This is a genomic window from Streptomyces sp. 135, from assembly GCF_020026305.1.
Lineage (GTDB): Bacteria > Actinomycetota > Actinomycetes > Streptomycetales > Streptomycetaceae > Streptomyces.
Window position 1 is genome coordinate 8,504,599 of record NZ_CP075691.1, and the last position, 19,402, is coordinate 8,524,000.

Below are 19,402 nucleotides of genomic sequence, written 5' to 3' on the forward strand. Positions count from 1 at the left end.
TGTGACAGATGTGCGGAGGTTGACGCGATACTTTATCGCTCCTATTGGGATGGTTTGCACACGAGTTGGCGGCGTGCTGCCACGCGTTGACGCCGGGCCTTCGCCCTGGGGCGACGGCTCGCATAGGGTGCGTGGATGAGCATTCTGGATGACGCCCGCCCGGGCATGAACCCCGAGATCCGCCCGCAGGACGACCTGTTCGGACACGTGAACGGCCGCTGGCTGGACACCGAGAAGATCCCCGAGGACCGCTCCAGCTGGGGCCCCTTCGTGCAGCTGGCCGACACGGCCGAGGAGCAGGTCAAGGAGATCATCCAGGAACTGGCGGCGGAGGCCTCGGGCGCCCCGTCCGAGGACGCCCGGAAGATCGCCGCGCTGTACGCCTCCTTCATGGACGAGGAGACCATCGCCGCCCGCGGGCTCGCCCCCGCGCAGCCCCTGATCGACGAGGTCGGCCGGGTGCGGGACGTGCGTGAGCTCGCCGCGTTCCTCGGCCGCTTCGAGCGTATCGGCGGCTCGGGGCTCTTCGGCTCGTACATCGACTCCGACGACCGCGACTCCGACCGCTACCTCTTCAACATCCTCCAGGGCGGCCTCGGCCTGCCCGACGAGTCGTACTACCGCGACGAGAAGTTCGCCGAGATCCGGGAGAAGTACGTCGCCCACCTCACCCGGCTCCTCGCGCTCGGCGGGCACGCCGCCCCCGAGGCCGCCGCGAAGACCGTGCTCGCGCTGGAGACGCGGCTCGCCGCCGGGCACTGGGAGCGCGCCGAGACCCGCGACGTACTGAAGACCTACAACCTCACGACGCTGGACGAACTCCTCGCCCTGGCGCCCGAGTTCGACTGGCGCGGCTACGTCGAGGGGCTCGGCGGCTCGGAGGCCGCGATCGCCGAGACGTGCGTACGCCAGCCGTCCTATCTCGCGCACCTCTCCACGGTCCTCGCCGAGACGCCGATCGAGCAGTGGCGGGACTGGGCGCTGACGCGGGTGCTCCGCGCCTGCTCCCCATACCTCACCGACGAGTTCGTGCGGAACAACTTCGAGTTCTACGGCCGCACCCTGAACGGCACCCCCGAGCTGCGCGCCCGCTGGAAGCGGGCCGTGGCCTTCGTCGAGGGCGCCATCGGCAAGGCCGTCGGCAAGGAGTACGTCACGCGGCACTTCCCGCCGTCGTCCAAGGCGATCATGGACGACCTCGTCGCCAACCTCCTGGAGGCCTACCGCCAGTCGATCGCCCGCCTGGACTGGATGACCGACGAGACGAAGGAGCGGGCGTACGAGAAGCTCGCCACGTTCCGCCCCAAGATCGGTTACCCCGACACCTTCCGTGACTACTCGGCGCTCCAGGTCAGCGCCGACGACCTGCTCGGCAACGCGCAGGCGGCGGCCGCGTTCGAGTCGGACCGGCAGCTCGCCAAGATCGGTTCGCCGGTCGACCGCGACGAGTGGTTCATGCTGCCGCAGACGGTCAACGCGTACTACAACCCGGGCACCAACGAGATCTGCTTCCCCGCGGGCATCCTGCAGAAGCCGTTCTTCTCGCCCGACGCCGACCCGGCGGAGAACTACGGCGGCATCGGCGCGGTCATCGGCCACGAGATCGGCCACGGCTTCGACGACCAGGGCGCGCAGTACGACGGCGCGGGCAACCTCAACGACTGGTGGACGGCCGCCGACAAGGCCGCGTTCGAGGCCAAGTCGAAGGCGCTGGTCAAGCAGTACGACGGCTTCTCGCCCCGCAACCTCCCCGGCGAGTTCGTCAACGGCTCTCTGACGGTCGGCGAGAACATCGGCGACCTCGGCGGCCTGACCATCGGGCACACCGCGTACCTCATCTCGCTCGACGGGGCGCCGATGCCCGAGAGCGACGGCATGACCGGCTCGCAGCGGCTCTTCAAGAACTGGGCGTACTGCTGGCGGACCATGCGCCGCAAGGAGCAGGAGCAGCAGTACCTCACGATCGACCCGCACTCGCCGCCGGAGTTTCGCGCCAACATCGTCCGCAACCTCGACGAGTTCCACGAGGCGTTCGGCACGGTGGAGGGCGACGGCCTGTGGCTGGACCCGGCGGAGCGCGTGCGGATCTGGTGAGACCCCGCGGCGCCCCCGCGGCTCAGGCGAGGAAGGCGGCGGTGGCCGCCGTGAACCGTGCGGGGTCGTCCAGCCACGGGAAGTGGGCGGCGCCGGGCTGCACGACGAGCTCGGCGTGCGGGAAGAGGGCGGCGACCTCGGCCATGGCGGGCGGCGGCGAGTTCAGATCGGCCTCCCCGGCGAGCACCAGCACCGGCGATGCGAAGCGGGCGAGCGCGGCGCGGGTGCTCTCGGGGTCGTAGGCGCCCTCGCCGCCGAAGGCCGCCGCGGCCTCGTCGTTGCGCTGCTCGTCCTCGGCCGCCCGGTGGGCCCGCGCGGTCCCGTCCCAGCGGCCGTAGGAGAACGGCGTCATGGCCTGCCAGGACTCGGCGGTCGCCCGCCCGGTCACGACCGCCTCCAGGGCCGCGAACGCCGTCGGGAACCACGGCTCGTCCCGGCGCAGCAGCGCCGTCTGCCGCCGTACCTCACCGGTGACCGTGATGCCGACGGCCAGCACGCTGGGCGTGATCAGCGCGAGCCTCGCGACGCGTTCGGGGTGGCGGGCGGCGTACAGCACGGCGAGGTTCGTACCGCCGGAGTGCGCGAGCAGGTCCATCGTGTCGAGGCCCAGGTGCTCGCGCAGCGCCTCCACGTCGTCGACGAGGCGGTCGCAGCGGTACGAGGCGGTGTCCCGCGGCACCTCGGAGGCGCCGGTCCCCCGGAGGTCCAGCATGGCCAGCGGGCGGTGCGCGCTCAGGCCGCCGAGGTCGCCGAGGTACGCGGAGGCCTGCATGGGGCCGCCGGGCAGACAGACCACCGGGGCGGCGCCGGCCGGACCCGTGCGCCGCTCGGGGTCCGCTTCGCCTCCGAGTACGTGGTAGGCGAGTCGGGTGCCGTCGGGCGCGGAGAAGGTAGACATGGGCCTGACCTTCTCAGGGCCCTCGGTCGGGATCAACCGGGTTCTTCTCAGGGGTGCCCGGGGCTCAGGTTGCGGTGACCACGGCGGTGCGGGCGCCCCCCGCCGGGTGCCGTCATCGACGCGCCACCTTCCCAAGACGTGCCCGCGGCTTGCCCACCGCGGTCACGGTGTCGCGACCTAAGGTGCGCCGGCAACACCGGGCGCCGGATCGCCGGCCTTCTCGCCGGGGCCGGCCACCGCGTCCGCACCGGCAGCCGTCGCCCGGCGCCTGGCGACGGCCACCCGTGGGTGCCCTTCGACTGGGGTGACGCGGCGACCCACGGCCCGGCCCTGGAAGGCGTGCGCCGCGTCTATCTCGTCCCGCCCACCGGCGAGCCGGACCCCGCCGCGTACCTGCTGCCGTTCCTCGACCTGGCGCGCCGGGCCGGGGTCGACCGTGTGGTGCTGCTCAACTCCTCGGCCATCGCGGAGACGGACGGCGGCCTCGGCGAGGTCCATCGCGCGCTCCGCGCGCGGTTCCCGCAGTGGACCGTGCTGCGGCCCTCCTGGTTCATGCAGAACTTCAGCGGTGACCATCCGCACGCCCGCGGCATCCGAGAGCGCGGCGAGATCGTGACGGCCACCGGGGACGGCCGGGTCGCGTTCGTGGACGCCGAGGACATCGCGGCCGTCGGCGCCCGGGCCCTGACGCACGAGCGCCCGCACAACACCGCCCACCTCATCACCGGCCCCCAGGCGCTGAGTTACGCCGAAGTCGCGGCGACCCTCTCCCGTGTCACGGGCAGGGCCGTGCGCCATCGCGCCGTCCCTCGCGCGACGCTGCGGGACCGGCTGGCCGCCGACGGCATCCCGGAACGCTTCGCCGACCTCCTCGCCGGCATGGACGAGGCGATCGCCCAGGGAGCGGAGGACCGGACGAGCCCGGCCGTGGGACAGGTCACGGGCCGCGCGCCGCGCTCCTTCGCCGACTTCGCCGCGGCGCACGCGGCCGCCTCGCGCGGCGGTATCCACGCGCCGCCCCGGCCCGGCGCAAGCCGTCACCGGCGCGGGGCGGATCAGCCCCCGCCCCGCGCCCCGGCGGCCTTCTCCTCGCGCGCCGCGAGCGGCACCCCGAGCGGACGGGCGAGGCCTACGATGCCTTCGTCGAGCCGCTGGAGGTGACGCAGCACCCGGAAGGCGACAGAACCGGTGCGCAGCACCTCGTGACGGCCGCTGTCCAGCATCGAGGCGATGCTCGCCCCCGACTCGATCTCCCCGTCGGTCTCCTCGTCCCGTACGTGCGCGGCGATCAGATCGATGTTGTGCGTGATGCGCCGCCCGGCGAGAGCCAGCCGCGCGTCCGCCGCCACGCTCTTGCTGGAGGGCACCAGCTCGGCCGTCGCCGCCAGCGAACGCGCGTGGTAGGCACAGGTCTCCAGGAGCGCCACCACATAGCGGGCGTTCTGCCGCCGGGCCCGCAGCGGGGCGATCGGATGCGTCAACGGCTTCGTGGAGCTGCGCAGATCGTCCAGCGCCGTGTCCAAGTCCCGTGCCAGGTCCACGAGGTCGACCGGGGGCCCGCCGCTGAGCTGCGCCACCGCCGCCGAGACGACGTCCCGCAGGCGCGCGAGGACGGTGCCGAGCTCCTCGTCGGTGCGGTGCGACGTACGCACCGGCAGGACGAGGACCGCCGCGATGATGCCGCAGGCCGCGCCGAGTGCCGTCTCCTCGACGCGCAGCACCAGGACGTCCAGGCTGTAGGTGTTGAGCAGCGTGTAGAGCAGGCCCAGCATCGCCGTGACGAAGAAGGACATCAGCGCGTACGACAACGGGGCGGTGAAGAACATCCCGAAGACACAGAGGAGGACCAGGGCGAACGCGATCCACGTGTGGTTCCCGACGGCACCGGCCAGCGCCACCCCCGCCACCACGCCGAGCACCGTGCCGACCAGCCGGCGGTAGCCCTTGACCAGGATCTCGCCGGTGGAGGCGGTGTTGAGGAAGACGACCCAGCAGGTCAGCACCGCCCAGTACCAGCGCTGCGTGGACAGGAACTCGCCCCCGACGATGGCCAGCGCGGAGCCCACCGAGACCTGCACGGCCGCCCTGGTGGTGGGGCGCCGCAGCCCGGTCGGCTCCTGCTCGGCGGCCTCCGCGGCCTCACCGGAGATCGATATCTCCTCCGCCTCGAACTCCTCACGGGAGCGCGCCGCTTCCGGAGTGTCGTACTCCTCGTCCTGTGCGGCGTTCACCGCGAGCCGCAGACCCAAGATGGCGCGCGCCGCCTCACCGACCGCGCGGAAACAGTCCTGCACGGCGGGCGAACCCTGCGGAAGACCCTGCTCCTCGCGGTAACCGAGCAGCCGGTTGCGCAGGTAAGGGAGCGCCGTGCCGCGGTCGTCGGGCACCAGACGCACCACGAGCAGGTGCAGGGCCCGCAGATCCCGGCGCAGCGCCGAGCCCGCGTCCTGCGCGATCCGGGCGCGCGCCGGCATGGACGCCGACGCGTTCGGCAGATGCAGCGTCAGCGTCTCCACACGCTCGGCGCTGCGGGCGTTGAGGAGCAGGACGCCGAGGCGCTCCGCGGCGATCTCCGCGTCGGCGACCCTGCGCTGGAGCAGCGCCGCCGCGGACGCGTCGCGCGTACCCTCCTCCAGCCGGCCCTGGATCATCAGCGCGGCCTCGTGCAGCCGGGCGGTGCTGCGCCGCAGATCGGCCAGGACCGCGTCGACGTCCCCGGCGTCGGCGTCGAGGAGTTCGATCTGGTGGGCCACGAGCTGGGCGAGCCGTGCCCGGAACGCCTCGCGCAACCGCGCCAGCGTGCGTTCGGGCGTCTCCGGCACCAGGGCGAACCGCGCGATCGCACTGCATACGAAGGCGATGGTGAGGGTCAGGAACAGCTCGGGCAGGGCCGACACGGACGCGCTCACGAAGAGCGAGACGAAGTAGACCTGGAAGCCGATCAGGCCGAGCGCGGTGCCCCGGTCGCCGAACCGGCGCGAGTACACCGCCCCGAAGATCAGCATGACGAAGAAGACGTCACCGGCGATCACACGGGAGTTGAGGAGCGCGCCCAGGGATATCGCCGCGAGCGCCACGGGCAGGCCGAGCGCCAGCGTGACCGCCTGGCCGCGCACCTCCTTCTCCTGGATCGCGAACGTGGCGGCCATCGCCGTCATCGCGCCCGCCACGAGATGCGTCACCGGGGTGCCGACGAGGGCGAGCACGGCGAGCGCGAGGAGGATCGCCCCGACCGTGCGCAACCCCGCCATCAGACGCAGAAGTCCTGGGTCCGACGCCGAGAACCGGTCCCAGACGCTCTTCGCTGTCCTTCGTGCCACTGCCATCGCGATGCCGTGCTCCCCGCTGTTCTCTCGGTACCTCTCGGCTCGTGCCCAGCATCGCACGAGCACATTCGGGAAGATCAAGGCTGGTGGGAGGCCTGCCACGGCTCCGGGCCGCGGCCCGCGAAAGTCACCCGCCCGCCCTGCGGGTAGGGTTCCGCTGTCGTTCGCCGCTACGTGGTCGAGGAGTCAGTGTGTCGAATGTGTCGAAGAGGGACCGGACATGACGGCGCGCGTGGCGGTCGGGGACACCGTCGAGGACTTCACGCTGCCGGACGAGACCGGCGTCCCGCGTGCACTCTCCGAACTCCTCGAAGACGGCCCGGTCGTCCTGTTCTTCTACCCGGCGGCCCTCACTCCGGGCTGCACGGCCGAGGCCTGCCACTTCCGCGACCTCGCGACGGAGTTCGCCGAGGCCGGCGCGCGGCCGGTGGGCATCAGCGCCGACGCGGTCGAACGCCAGCGGGAGTTCAACGAACGGCACAGCCTCGGCCTCCCCCTCCTCTCGGACACCGAGGGCCAGGTGCGCGACCGGTTCGGCGTGACCCGCGGCTTCTCGCTGGCGCCCACCAAGCGCGTCACGTTCGTGATCGACCAGGGCCGGACCGTCGCCGAAGTCGTCCGCAGCGAACTGCGCATGAGCGCGCACGCCGACCGCGCCCTGGCCGCCGTACGACGCCTCAAGGAGAGCCAGGCCTGAGCACGTCCGGGGCGGCCGCGAGCCCCAGCTCACGGGCGACCCGGGTGAGGGAGAGCCGCCGCTGCCGCTCGTACAGGGCGAACGGGTCGAGCACCTCTCGGTCCATGGCGGCGGAGAGCCGCCCTGCGTCGTACGCGTCGGCCTCCTGGGCGCTGTCCCGGGCCCCGGTGTCGTTCAGGTTGGACCGGAAGATGCCCGCGGCGGAGCGGGGCAGGAAGTCCTCGTAGACGATCGGCTCGGCCCCGACCCAGCCGTCCCGCAGGAGCGCTCCGAGCTTCGAGGGCGGGCGGCCGTCCCTGGGCCGCCCCTGAGCCACGTGATAGGTGAAGAATCCGAGCCCCCGCTCGGCGAGCCCCTCTTCCGTCACCGGCAGATGTTCCGCCCACACGGCGCGGGCGATGTCGCCGCGGTCGGCCGGCGGCAGGTCCGCGGCCCGCTCGTCGACGAGGGCGAGCATCCGGTCGTACAGCGCGCGGCCTTCGCGGGTCAGGGCGATGCCGCGGGCCTCGACCTCGCCGAAGCGCACCCGCAGCGCGCCGTGGGTCACCGTGCCGTCCGCCGCGCGCAGCGCCCTCGGCTCGGCGATCGCCCGGAAGGACGTCTGGCGCAGCAGGACGTCCGGGCCCTCCCAGCGGGGCGGCCCCTGGATCGTGTCGATCATCTCGACGCCGCGCTCGGCCATCCGCCGGTAGAGCTCGTCGATGTCCAGCACGCGCGGGGTCAGGTGGTTGAGGTGCGTGGCGCGTACGCCGCCGATGTCCGCGGCGACGGCGGAGACCCGCTCCAGCGCGGCGTACCAGTCCCTGTCGATGGGCTCCGCCGACAGTTCGAAGCTCCGCACGGCCAGGTCGAGGAAGCGTTCGGCGTCGGCCTCGGGCAGTTCCCGCTCGGCCTCGGCCCGGTCGGCCAGGGCGAGCAGTTCCGGTGCGAACAGCTCACGCCCGGCGAGGAACGCGGTGAGCCGTGCGCGCAGGTCCGCGTCGAAGAAGCGCCGGTCCGAGACCGTGAGCATGGAGGTGAAGACCCGGAACGGATTGCGGGCCAGCTCCTCCTCGGCCACCGGCCGGAACGCGGTCGATACGACGGGCAGCGCGCCGACGGCGGTGTCGCGCAGGTCGTAGAAGCCGACCGGGCGCATGCCGAGGGCGCCGAAGACGCGGGCGACCTGCCGCAGTTCCCCGGGAGTGCCGACGCGGATGGCGCCGTGCCGCTCGGCGGTGACCCGGCGGATCGAGCCGAGGCGCTCGGCGTCGGCTCCCCGGGACCGCAGGACGTCCTCGTTGACCTCGTGGGAGACAGCCAGGAGCGTGGTGTAGGCGGGGACTTCACGTCCGTACATCCGGGAGAGCCGCGCGGCGAAGGCGGCGCGCAGCCGCCACGGGGCGATCGTCATCGGCGGGTAGTCCTCTCGGCCTTTCGGCTTCCGGTCAGTGCGCGTCCCGGCCGGCGGGGAGTGTCACACCACATGGGCTTCCGGCCGGTTCGCGTACCCCGTGCGGAAGCGGTCCGCGCCGAACGGGGTGACGTCCACGCACGGGCGTCGCCCCAGGTGCAGATCGCGGACGATCTCGCCCACAGCGGGGGCCTGGAGGAAGCCGTGCCCGGAGAACCCGGTGGCGTACAGGAAGTTGGGCACGGCGGTACAGCGGCCGATCAGCGCGTTGTGGTCCGGCGTGACCTCGTACAGGCCCGCCCAGCCTCGGCACGTCTCCATGCGGGCGACGGCGGGCGCCCGCCGTCGCACGGCCGCGCGGAACAGGTCGAGCCACTGCGGCGTCCACGTCGTGTCGAAGCCCTCCGGCTGCCGGGGGTCGGCGAGGCCGAGGAGCAGCCCGTCGTCGCTGTTGTGGAAGTACGCCGATGAGGCGAAGTCGATCGTGAACGGGATGCGGGGCGCGGCGGGCACCAGCGGGACCGTGAAGGCGAGTTGCCGCTTCAGCGGGCGCACCGGCAGGTCGACGCCCGCCATGGACCCGATCCCGGCTGACCAGGCGCCCGCGGCGCACACGACCGTGGCACAGGAGACCGGCCCGCGGTCCGTGTGCACGGCGGTGACACGGTCGCCGGCCATGTCCATGCCGGTGACCGTGGTGTGCGAGGCGAAGACGGCTCCGGAGAGGGCGGCGGCGCGTGCGTACCCCTGGACGACGAGGGCGGGCCGGGCGTGGCCGTCGGCGGGGGAGTGGGCGGCGGCGAGCAGCCCGTCGGTGCTGAGGTAGGGGCAGAGCGCCCGGGCCTCCTCGGGGCCGATCATGCGGCTGGGGACGCCGAGCTTGTTCTGCATCCGCACGCCGTCCTCGAAGTCCGCCACCTGTCGCGGGTCGGTCAGCAGGAAGAGGTAGCCGACGGTGTCGAGACCGATGCGGGCGCCGGGGCGGCGCGGGAAGTCCCGGAAGGCCCGCAGACTCCGCCGGCCCAGCTCGATGTTGAGGGGGTCGGAGAACTGCGCCCGCACACCGCCGATCGGCTTGCCCGAGCTGCCGCCGCCGAGGGCGCCCCGCTCGACGACGACGATGTCACGTACGCCGGCCTCGGCGAGATGGAAGGCGATGCTCGTCCCCATCACCCCGCCGCCGATGATCACGACCTCGGCGGTGGGAGGGAGGGTCCGGAAGGTGCTCGGGGGGCGCGGTGGGGGCGCTGAGGGGGTCAAGGGGCCGCTCCCTTCCAGGCGTCGGCCTGAGCTGACGTGGTGCGACGGGCGACGCCGAACTGCTCTGCCCGCCATGGTGCGCCTCCGCGGACCCCGCCGTCCATGAGCGGTCCCGGCGGTCGGCCGCCCGGACGCCACCATGGCCGAAGTTCTCCCCTGACGGTTCGGCGCCGTGCCGCCGCGCCGCCGCGCCACGAAGTCGCTCCACCAGACGCCACACCGCGAAGCCCGCGGCGGCCACCAACAGGTAGCCGGGCACAAGGATTTCGACGTCCGGCGACGACACGTCCGCGTGCCAGCCCGCGCCGCGCCGATCCCCCTCGTACACGATCCGGTTGACGGTGAGGAACGCCAGATGGGCGCCGATGGAGACGCACAACGGAGCACGCCGGACGGCCGTGCGGGCCACCACCAGCATAAAACCGAACACGGTCAGCAGCAGCAGATAGCCGACCGGATCCTGCCCGCCGGGCGCCGCCCCGACGGGGCCCGCCTCCCGGCCGAGAAGGCGCGCGGTCCCCGCCCCCACCACGGTCGAGACGCCCGGCACGACCAGGAACACGGCCGTGGTGCCGAGTGCCGACGCCGCGCCGCCGAACCGTTCGCGCAGCGACGTCCAGACGTAACCGCGCAAGGTGGCCTCCTCGGGGAAGGCCTCCAGAAACAGGGCGACCACGCCGTTCGCCACTACGTACGCGGCGAGCGTCCCCACGTCGGGGCGTGACCAGCGGAGCAGCCCGGCGGCCGTCCCCGCGCCCAGCACGAGCGCCGCCGCCGCGACGACCACTCCCGCGCCGATGAGCAGCGCCCGCAGGTTCGCGCCCGTCCCGCCGAACCCGAGGTCCCTGAGCGAGCCGCCGCGGCGGCGCAGCGCGAGGACGACGAGCGGGACGGCCAGCACGCTGACCGACACGGCGGGAATCAGCCGCGCCAGGAACCCACTCACCCCGAGGGCGTCGGCGACGACCGGCCCCAGCTCGGTGCCGGCGCCCAGCGCCGCGCCCATGACGAGCCCGCCGGCCAGGGCGCGCCGCAGCGTCCCGAGGAGCGGGGCCGGTGGTGCGGGGCGAAGGCCGGTCTCGGGACGCATCTCTGTCTCACCTCGGGCTCACTACTGTCGTCCTCGCGTGCCACCCGCCGCGCCGTCGCAGGTCGCGCCGGATGGTGTACTCACCATGGTCGGCGCCGCAGCGATCAAGAGAGTCGTAGCCGTGGATGAAATGCGGGTACATCCTTCGATGCAGTCGATGCAGGAGCGGTGTGACAGGGGGCGTGGCGGTCGGGCCCGGCCTCACATCGGGGGCGTGGCGGGCGCCGGGCCCAGCGTCGTCGTGCCCGGTGCGGCCCGGTGCCCGAGGCCCGTGCGGTACGCGTCCATGGCCGCCTCCACCCGTCCGGTACGGCGCAGCAGATCCCCCAGCAGACGGCAGAGGTCCGCCAGGTCCCCCGCCGCGCTGGACCGTTCGAGCAGGGACAGCGCCGCGCAGTAGTGCTCCTCGGCGGCCTCCGTGTCGCCCCGCTCCTCGGCGATCAGCCCGAGCAGCCGGTGCGCGCCGCCCGCGTGCACCGCGCCCCGCCCGGCCCCGAGCACCCCGGTGCCCTCGCCCGCGCCGTCCCGCTCGTCTGCGGAGGTCAGCAGCGGACGGAGCAGCGCCTGCGCCTCCGCGGCTCTGCCGCGCCGCCGCAGGACGTCCGCGAGTTCCACCTCGACCTGCTCGGTGAAGAGCGCGGCCCGCTTGGAGGCGAGGATGGAGCGGGCCGCGCGCAGCTCGCGCTCGGCCTGCTCCAGGTCGCCGTCCTGGGCGTGCACATAGCCCCGCATCCAGTGGCAGTGCGCCAGTTCGGTACGGATGTGCAGCTGGCGGTAGAGCTCCTGGGCCTTGGCGAGCGACGCGTCGGCCTCGGCGATGCGTCCCTCGGCGATGAGCGTGCGGGCCACCCCGCGGTGCATGCCGGCGACCAGTGCCGGATCGCTGACGCGCGGGGCGAGCGCGAGGGCCAGCTCGGCGGCGTGCGCGGCGCGGGCGTGCGCGCCCATGTCCATGTACGGCGCGATCGACGCCGTGTAGAGGAGCAGCAGCGCCTCCGGGTCGTGCAGCCCCGCGGCGTCGAGCTCGTCGAGGGTGCTCTCCAGGAGGTAACAGGCGTACCGCAGTTCGCCGGTGAGCAGGTGGGCGGTGGCGCGGCCCCGGATGGCCGGGACCCGGCGCGGCAGCGGCTCGTCGGCGAGCAGCCGCTCGGCGGCGGCGAAGCAGTCGCGGGCGTCGGTCAGTTCGCCCGACTCCAGCAGGCAGTCGCCGAGCCCGAGCAGCGCGGCCGCCCGCTCCTCGGCGAGCGCGTGCGCGACGGCTTCTTCGTGCAGTGCGCGGAACAGCACGGCCGCGTCCTCGGGTGCCCCGGTGGCGAGGGCGCGCCGGGCGTCGGTGAGGCGCAGCCGCAGTCCGGCGGCGACCTCGGCGGGGCGGCCCGTGGCCAACTCCTCGTAACTCACCCCGAGGCGTTCCGCCAGGTGCCGCAGCGCAGTCTCCGAGGGGCGCACCTTGCCCGATTCGAGCGTGGAGACGTACGCGGGTGTGTAGGCGGGCTCGGCCAACTGGCGTTGCGTGAGCCCGCGTTCGCCGCGCAGCCGCAGCACGCGCCGCCCGATCTCGGCCGGGTCGTCGGGCCGTACGCCCTCGGAACTGTCCTGCGCCACCGTTGCCTCCACGTGCATCGCTCTCACCGGCCGCCCGGCGTGGGCGGTAGGAACACCCCATCCCCACAAGCGACTTACGGCACACCCATTGCCTGGAACCCCAGGAGCCTCTACGTTGAGCCGCGCCTTAACCGCGCTTAACCCGCCATTTATACCGCGGACTTCGGAAGGACGCCCATGCCCCCCACGCACCGAATACCGGGCAGGACCAGACGCACACCGCTGCGCGCCGCCCTCGCCACCGGAATCGCCCTCACCGCGGCGTTCGCCGCCACCGCACCCGCCGGCACGGCCACGGCCGCCGGCCCGGACCCGGCGCAGCGCGTCGAGTACTTCACCGGCCCCGGCGCCCACCCCCGGCACGCCGAGGTCCCCGTGGCCGAACCGCTCTCCGCGAAGGAGCGCGCCACGATCAAGGAGGACGGCGACGTCGTCCCCATCGTGCGGAGCGGGCCGACGGGCTCCAAGCTCGACGTCGTCTTCATCGGCGACGGCTACACCGCCTCCCAACAGGAGGACTTCCACGCGGACGTGCGCGCCAAGTGGGCGAAGGTCTCCGCCGTCGAGCCGTACGCGTCGTACAAGAGCCTCTTCAACGTCTGGGCCGTGGACGCGGTCTCCCGGCAGTCCGGCGTCTCCGGTGATCCGACCAGCGGCACCGTCAAGGACACCGCCCTCGGCTCGGCCTTCTACTGCGACGGCATCGAGCGGCTGCTGTGCGTGGACACCAACAAGGTCGAGTCGTACGCGAAGAAGGCCGCGGACCCCGACCTCGTGATCGTCCTCGCCAACTCCACCAAGTACGGCGGCGCGGGCTACAACGACATCACCTCGCCGTCCGGCTACGACGGCATCGCCACCGCCTCCTCCGACCACGCGCAGTCCGACCAGGTCGTCGTCCACGAGACGGGCCACTCGCTGGGCAAGCTGGCCGACGAGTACTGGTACGAGGAGTACGGCGCCTACACCGGCGCCGAGCCGTGGGAGTCGAACACCAGCAAGCTCACGGCCGACCGGCTCACCGCGCAGAAGAAGAAGTGGTACCGGTGGATCGGGCAGACGTCACCGGACGGCGGGACCGTCGGCGCGTACGAGGGCGGCGGCTACCACCCGCGCGGGCTCTACCGGCCCACGACCGACTCGATGATGCGTACGCTCGGCCGAGAGTTCAACCTGCCCGGGCGCGAGGCCATGATCGCAGGCTTCCACCGCCACGCGTCCGTCGTCACCCCCCTCACGCCCACGGACCGCGTGGTGCGCCGCGACGCGAAGGTGGCCGTGGAGGCGGCGGCCGGCATCCGGCTGCGCTGGTCCGTCGACGGCCGCGAGATCCGGCGGGCCGGCGGCGACACCGTGGTCAGCCCCCGCGCGCTCGGCGTCCCCGCCGACGGCCGTACGCACACGCTCTCGGTCCACGCCACGGACGGGACGGACGCGGTCCGTGACCCGGAGCTGAAGCCGTTGCTGAGGGACACGCTCACGTGGCGGGTTACGCGCTGAGGTAGGCGCGGGTGGGGTGACTCGGCCTGGGATGCGGTCGCGGGCCGGGGGTGGTCGCCCTTCGGGCGCCTGGGCGGTGAGTGCCCGGGCGCCTTACCGGTTGTCGGACGCATTCGCGCTCGGCTCGGGCCACTGGCCGGGTACGGACGCGCGGTCCGTGGTCCGGAGCGGGGTCGTTGCTGAGGGACACGCTTACCTGGCGGGATACGCGCCGCCGAGGTGGGTGCGGGGTCGGGTGACTCGGCCTGGGGTGCGGTCGCGGGCCGGGGGAGTGGTCGCTTGTCGGAGACGCCTCCCGGTGCGGTGATGGCCCGGCGGCGTGGCCGCTCTTCGGCAGCCGGGCGGCGAGTGCCCGGCCGCCGCGCCTGGCCGCGCCTGGCGGCCCGCGCTTGGCCGTCCGTGCTTGGCGGCCTGTGCTTGGTTGCCGCGCTTGGCCGTCCGTGCTTGGCGGCCTGTGCCCGGCCGCCGCGCCTGGCCGCGCCTGGCGGCCCGCGCTTGGCCGTCCGTGCTTGGTTGCCGCGCTTGGCCGTCCGTGCCTGGCGGCCCGCGCTCGGCTGCCGCGCCTGGCCGCGCCCGCCCGGCCGCCGCGCCTCGCCGCCCCGCCCGGCCGATCCGCCCCACCCCTACGTAACCGGCGCCGCGTCCCGCTCGGCCCTGCGTGGTGGCGTCAAGCGGCTCGGGGTGCTGGACTCGCGTACGACCAGGGCCGGGGCCAGCCGGATCGACCGTTGGGGGCCGCTGTTGTCGCCGGACAGGCGCAGGGCCAGGAGGCGGGCCGCCTCGGCGGCCAGTTCCGGCACCGGCTGGCGGACCGTCGTGACGCCCGGTGCGGACAGCGCCGCCATCGGGATGTCGTCGAAACCGGTGACGGCGACCTCGCCCGGCACCGTCACGCCGAGCTGCTGGAGCCGCTGGAGCGCCCCGATCGCGATGAGGTCGTTGGCGCAGACCAGGGCGTCTGGGCGGGCGGGCCACACCTCGTCGACGGCGGCCCTGCCCCATTCCACGGAGAAGTCGCCGAGAGCCACCCGCTCCGGGGCGCCGGGGTCGAGCGCGCCCCCCGGCCGCGTAGGCGCCGCGCCGCTCGGCCGCGGCCGACGCCGTGCCCGCCGCCCCGAGGAAGCAGACGCGGCGGCGGCCCGTGGCCGCCAGGTGATCGAGGACGAGGGCCATGCCCGCGGTGTTGTCGACCGCGACGGAGTCGGCGACGCCCGGTCCGCAGCCGCGGTCCATCAGGACCAGCGGCACCCGCGCCGCCGCCGCGGCCACCGCCGCCCGGCTGCGCTCCTCGTGCGCCGGGATCACCAGGAGCGCGTCGACCTGCCGGCTCAGCAGATCCGCCACGTACTCCGCCTCGGTCACCGGGTCGTCGTCGCAGTCGGCGAGGAGCACCGCCCGGCCGTCGGCGTGCAGGGCGTGCGTCAGCTCCCGCACGAGCGCGGGGTAGAACGGGTTGGTGATCTGCGGCAGGACGAGGCCGACCGTGCCGGTGGAGCGGCCGCGCAGCGCCCGGGCCGCCTGGTTGGGCCGGTAGCCGAGCGCGTCGGCGGCCTCGCGGACCCGGCGGGCGGTCTCGGAGCCGACGGGCCGCGTGCCGGCGAGGACCCGGGAGACCGTGGCGACGGAGCAGCCGCAGACCCGGGCCACGTCCCTCAGCGTTACGTCGGCCACGCCGCGCCCGTCCCTTCGACCAGCCGCCACATTTCGGCAAACGTTATCAGCGGGCGTTCGTCACAACCAGACCCCCGAATTGCGGGTGAGATTCGCGTGCGATTGGGGCAGTTGACGCCTGTCTGGCGTCCATCCGAGGCCTGCCGGACCGTGTCCGTTCCGGGCGCGTTTGCCGGAGTGTGGTTTCGGCCATTGACATAATTCGCCCCTGTGCACAAAGTCTTCGGAGAACGTTTTCCCGAGCCGCCGCCCCGCCCTCCGGCGAGGACCGGCGGCGGCTCAGCCGAACAAAGAGGTTCCGCGATGCCCCGAAAGATCATCCTGGACTGCGACCCGGGACATGACGACGCGATCGCCATGCTCCTGGCGCACGGCAACCCGGATGTGGAGCTGGTCGCCGTCACCACCGTGGTGGGCAACCAGACCCTGGAGAAGGTCACCCGCAACGCCCTGTCGGTGGCCCGCATCGCGAACATCACCGGCGTCCCCTTCGCCGCAGGCTGCTCCCGCCCCCTCGTACGCACCATCGAGACGGCCCCCGAGATCCACGGCGAGAGCGGCATCGACGGCCCCGTCATGCCCGAGCCGGTCCTCGCCCTGGACGAGCGCCACGCCGTCGACCTGATCATCGACACGGTCATGGCCCACGAGCCCGGCGAGATCACCCTCGTACCCACCGCCGGCCTGACCAACATCGCCATGGCCGCCCGCAAGGAACCCCGCATCGTCGAGCGCGTCCGCGAGGTCGTCCTGATGGGCGGCGGCTACCACACGGGCAACTGGAGCCCCGTAGCCGAGTTCAACATCAAGATCGACCCCGAGGCCGCGCACATCGTCTTCAACGAGCCCTGGCCCGTCACCATGGTCGGCCTCGACCTGACCCACCAGGCGCTCGCCACCCCCGAGGTCGTCGAGCGCATCGCGAAGGTCGGCACCGAGCCCGCCGTCTTCGTGGGCGAGCTCCTCGACTTCTTCGGCGCCATGTACCTGGAGGCCCAGGGCTTCGCGGCCCCGCCGGTGCACGACCCCTGCGCGGTCGCCTACGTCATCGACCCCGACGTCATGACGGTCCGCAAGGCCCCCGTCGACATCGAGCTGACCGGCACCCTCACCCTCGGCATGACCGTGACGGACCTCCGCGCGCCCGCCCCCGAGGACTGCCACACGCAGGTCGCCGTCGACCTCGACCACCAGCGCTTCTGGGACCTCGTCGTGGACGCGCTCGAGCGCATCGGTGACGTCCGGATCGGTGACGTCCCCGCATGAACGCCTCCTTCACCGAACCGGCCGCCGAGACCCCCGGCGGCGCCCGTGGCTCCCGCCCGGTGCGCATCGGCGTGCTGGTCACCGCGCTCCTCGCGGCCTGCTTCGCCTTCCAGCTCAACGCGAGCATGCTCAGCCCCGCCCTGAAGAACATCGAGGACTCCCTAGGGGCGACCTCCGCCGAGGTCGGCCTGACCCAGACCGCCTTCTTCACCTCCGCCGCGCTCTTCTCGCTCTTCCTGCCGCGCCTCGGCGACCTCGTCGGACGCCGCAAGGTCCTCGCCGGGATGCTCGCGCTCATGGTCGTCGGCTGTGTCGTCGCCGCGCTCGCCGAGAGCGTGCCGATGCTCTTCGCGGGCCGTGTCATCCAGGGCGTCTCCGGCCCCACCGTGCCGCTCTGCCTGATCATGCTGCGCCACGAGGTCCACGAGCCGAAGAAGTACGGCACCCTCCTCGGTGTCATCACCGCCGTCAACGGCGGCATCGCGGGCGTCGACTCCCTGGCGGGCGGCTACCTCGCCGACCACCACGGCTTCCAGTCGGTGTTCTGGTCGATGGCCGGCGTGGCCGCCGTCGCCGCGGTCCTGGTCGCCACCCTCACCCCCGAGTCCAAGGCCGCCGCCACCGCTGACAGCCGCATGGACTGGCCCGGTGTCACCTTCCTCGTCGTCTCGGTCGGCGCCGCCCTCATCGCCCTCAACGAAGCGGGCAAGCTGGGCGCCGCCAACTGGCCGCTGGTCGCGGGTCTGTTCGTCGTCTCGGCCGTCGCCTTCGCCCTGTTCTGGCGCACCGAGGACCGCAGCAGCCACCCCCTGGTCGCCACCCATCACCTGCGTCGGCGCTCCACCTGGGCGCTGCTGCTCACCACCGTCCTCACCATGACGGGCGTCTTCGCCGTCATGAACGGCATGATCCCCGCCTTCGCGCAGGACGCCCAGGCCGGCTTCGGCATGAGCGCCGAGCAGTCCGCCTGGTGGACCCTGACGCCGTACGCCCTCGCGGGCCTCGCCATGGGCCCGATCGCCGGGCGCCTGGCCGCCACGTACGGATACGGACGCGTCCTGCGCCTCGGCCTCATCGGCTCGGCCGTGACGGTCGCCCTGATGCTGTTCACGCTGCACGCCGACTCGCGGCCGCTGCTCCTGGCGGCGTCGATCCTCATCGGCGTCACCTACGCGGGCGTCGGCAACATCGTCCTCAACGGCCTCGGCATCGTGCTCTCCCCGAAGGAGAACCCGGGCTTCCTGCCCGGTCTGAACGCGGGCGCCTTCAACCTCGGCGCCGGCCTCAGCTTCGCCGTCCTGTACGCCGTGCAGACCGCCGCCGAACCGGCCGACAAGACCTCGCCCGGCGGATACACGGCAGGCATGATCGCCGGGGTCGCGCTCATCGCGGCGGCCTTCGCGACGTCCTTCCTCATCCCCAAGCCGGTGGAGGCGGAAGCCACCCCGTGACCGGTGCGTGCGGGCCCGCGCCACGGCTCAGCCGCGGCGCGGACCCGCACGCACCCGTCGCCTCACCCGGCGGGCATCCACCGCACCGGCTCGGGCGACTCCCCGAAGAGCCGGGGCGCCATGACCGCCAGGTGCGCGGGAGGGTCCTGCCGGGCGGGGTCGAGGACCAGGGTCTGCACGCCGTCCTCCACCGTCGCTCCGGCGTCTTCGCTGAAGCCCGCGAAGCGGTAGGCGACCTCCATCATGCGATTTCGCTCGGTGCGCCGGAACCCGGCCGTCAGCGCCACGCCGGCCCGGGCCGCCTCGTCGGAGAGCCAGCGCAGCAGCGCCGCCCCCACGCCGAAGGACACCACCCGGCAGGAGGTGGCGAGCAGCTTGATGTGCCAGGACCGAGGCCGCCGCTCCAGAAGGATCACGCCGATCGCGCCGTGTGGACCGAAGCGGTCGGTGAGCGAGCCGACGAGGACCTCGTGCCGCTCGTCCGCCACGAGCGCGCGCAGCGCCTCGTCGGAGTAGTGCACCCCCGTGGCGTTCATCTGGCTCGTCCGCAGGGTCAGTTCCTCGACCCGGGCGATCTCCTCGTCGCCGGCGCGCTCGATGCGCAGCTCCAAGGAGAGCGAGCGCAGGAACTCCTCGTCGCTGCCCGCGTGTTCGGTGCGCTCGGCCTCCCGGCGGACCCCCGCCTGGTACATCTGCCGGCGCCGGCGCGCGTCTCCCGTGACCACGGGCGGCGTGAACTCGGCGAGCCCCACCAGCGCGAGCGCCTCCTCCGCCGGATAACAGCGCACCTCGGGGAGGTGGAAGGCGACCTCCGCGCGCTCGGCGGGCTGGTCGTCGATGAAGGCGATCGTCGACAGAGCGAAGTTCAGCTCCTCGGCGATGGCCCGGACGGACGCCGACTTGGCGCCCCAGTTGATCCGCGGCAGCACGAAGTACTCGGCGACGCCGAGCTTCTCCAGCTGCGCCCAGGCGTGGTCGTGGTCGTTGCGGCTGGCGATCGCCTGGAGGATGCCCCGCGAGTCGAGCTCGGCGATCACCTCGCGCAGGCCTTCGTGGAGGGCGACCTCGCCGTCCTCCAGGAGCGTGCCGCGCCACAGGGTGTTGTCCAGGTCCCAGACCAGGCACTTGACGGTCGGCTGCGGTTCCGTCAC

Annotated in this window: 14 protein-coding genes and 1 pseudogene; 6 read left to right on the plus strand and 9 right to left on the minus strand. The window is 73.2% G+C overall.

The window, feature by feature from the left end; genetic code table 11:
- The first annotated feature begins 135 nt into the window (after positions 1–135).
- Positions 136–2,094 (plus strand): M13-type metalloendopeptidase, encoded by a 1,959-nt coding sequence (locus tag KKZ08_RS37295; RefSeq protein ID WP_223778648.1) that lies wholly within the window; start codon positions 136–138, stop codon positions 2,092–2,094.
- A gap of 22 nt (positions 2,095–2,116) precedes the next feature.
- Here the strand turns inward: KKZ08_RS37295 and KKZ08_RS37300 are convergent, their stop codons facing one another.
- Positions 2,117–2,992, minus strand: coding sequence for an alpha/beta hydrolase (locus KKZ08_RS37300; RefSeq protein ID WP_223778649.1), 876 nt, complete (start codon positions 2,990–2,992; stop codon positions 2,117–2,119).
- Between the two features lie 288 nt (positions 2,993–3,280).
- Here KKZ08_RS37300 and KKZ08_RS37305 point away from each other — a divergent pair, with 288 nt between their 5' ends.
- Positions 3,281–4,153, plus strand: coding sequence for an NmrA family NAD(P)-binding protein (locus KKZ08_RS37305; protein WP_223778650.1), 873 nt, complete (start codon positions 3,281–3,283; stop codon positions 4,151–4,153).
- Here the strand turns inward: KKZ08_RS37305 and KKZ08_RS37310 are convergent.
- Positions 4,048–6,318 (minus strand): FUSC family protein, encoded by a 2,271-nt coding sequence (locus tag KKZ08_RS37310; RefSeq protein ID WP_223778651.1) that lies wholly within the window; start codon positions 6,316–6,318, stop codon positions 4,048–4,050. The genes KKZ08_RS37305 and KKZ08_RS37310 overlap by 106 nt on opposite strands.
- A gap of 220 nt (positions 6,319–6,538) precedes the next feature.
- Between KKZ08_RS37310 and KKZ08_RS37315 the strand changes: the two genes are divergently transcribed.
- Positions 6,539–7,015: a peroxiredoxin gene (locus KKZ08_RS37315; RefSeq protein WP_276573916.1), complete on the plus strand. Its 477-nt coding sequence runs from the start codon at positions 6,539–6,541 to the stop codon at positions 7,013–7,015.
- On the opposite strand, the gene KKZ08_RS37320 is transcribed toward KKZ08_RS37315, so the two are convergent.
- The 4 genes from KKZ08_RS37320 to KKZ08_RS37335 form a co-directional block, all read right to left on the minus strand.
- A complete protein-coding gene (locus tag KKZ08_RS37320) occupies positions 6,996–8,408 on the minus strand; it encodes a DUF1338 family protein (RefSeq protein WP_223778652.1) in 1,413 nt (470 codons plus the stop codon). The genes KKZ08_RS37315 and KKZ08_RS37320 overlap by 20 nt on opposite strands.
- Positions 8,409–8,471: 63 nt before the next feature.
- On the minus strand, positions 8,472–9,578 hold the full coding sequence (locus tag KKZ08_RS37325) for an FAD-binding oxidoreductase (RefSeq protein WP_263303389.1): 1,107 nt from the start codon (positions 9,576–9,578) through the stop codon (positions 8,472–8,474).
- The gene (locus KKZ08_RS37330; RefSeq protein WP_223778654.1) at positions 9,532–10,758 is read right to left on the minus strand and encodes a CPBP family glutamic-type intramembrane protease; all 1,227 of its coding nucleotides are present in this window, start codon (positions 10,756–10,758) and stop codon (positions 9,532–9,534) included. The genes KKZ08_RS37325 and KKZ08_RS37330 overlap by 47 nt, the downstream gene beginning before the upstream one ends.
- 201 nt (positions 10,759–10,959) lie before the next feature.
- Positions 10,960–12,363: a helix-turn-helix transcriptional regulator gene (locus KKZ08_RS37335; RefSeq protein ID WP_223778655.1), complete on the minus strand. Its 1,404-nt coding sequence runs from the start codon at positions 12,361–12,363 to the stop codon at positions 10,960–10,962.
- Positions 12,364–12,540: 177 nt separating this feature from the next.
- On the opposite strand from KKZ08_RS37335, the gene KKZ08_RS37340 reads away from it, so the two are divergent.
- Positions 12,541–13,863, plus strand: coding sequence for a M64 family metallopeptidase (locus tag KKZ08_RS37340; RefSeq protein WP_223778656.1), 1,323 nt, complete (start codon positions 12,541–12,543; stop codon positions 13,861–13,863).
- Between the two features lie 623 nt (positions 13,864–14,486).
- On the opposite strand, the gene KKZ08_RS38810 is transcribed toward KKZ08_RS37340, so the two are convergent.
- Together KKZ08_RS38810 and KKZ08_RS38815 are read right to left on the minus strand one after the other, a co-directional pair.
- On the minus strand, positions 14,487–14,891 hold the full coding sequence (locus KKZ08_RS38810; protein ID WP_263303390.1) for a substrate-binding domain-containing protein: 405 nt from the start codon (positions 14,889–14,891) through the stop codon (positions 14,487–14,489).
- A gap of 94 nt (positions 14,892–14,985) precedes the next feature.
- Positions 14,986–15,564: pseudogene (locus KKZ08_RS38815) on the minus strand (LacI family DNA-binding transcriptional regulator); the annotation flags it as partial.
- 273 nt (positions 15,565–15,837) lie between these two features.
- Here KKZ08_RS38815 and KKZ08_RS37350 point away from each other — a divergent pair.
- Both KKZ08_RS37350 and KKZ08_RS37355 read left to right on the plus strand, forming a co-directional pair.
- The gene (locus KKZ08_RS37350; RefSeq protein WP_223778657.1) at positions 15,838–16,800 is read left to right on the plus strand and encodes a nucleoside hydrolase; all 963 of its coding nucleotides are present in this window, start codon (positions 15,838–15,840) and stop codon (positions 16,798–16,800) included.
- Positions 16,797–18,251, plus strand: a complete 1,455-nt coding sequence (locus KKZ08_RS37355; protein ID WP_223778658.1) for an MFS transporter — start codon at positions 16,797–16,799, stop codon at positions 18,249–18,251. Before KKZ08_RS37350 ends, KKZ08_RS37355 begins: the two co-directional genes overlap by 4 nt.
- 62 nt (positions 18,252–18,313) lie before the next feature.
- Here the strand turns inward: KKZ08_RS37355 and KKZ08_RS37360 are convergent, their stop codons facing one another.
- Positions 18,314–19,402 carry an HAD-IIIC family phosphatase gene (locus tag KKZ08_RS37360; protein ID WP_223778659.1) on the minus strand — a complete coding sequence of 363 codons (1,089 nt, stop codon included), beginning with the start codon at positions 19,400–19,402 and terminating at the stop codon, positions 18,314–18,316.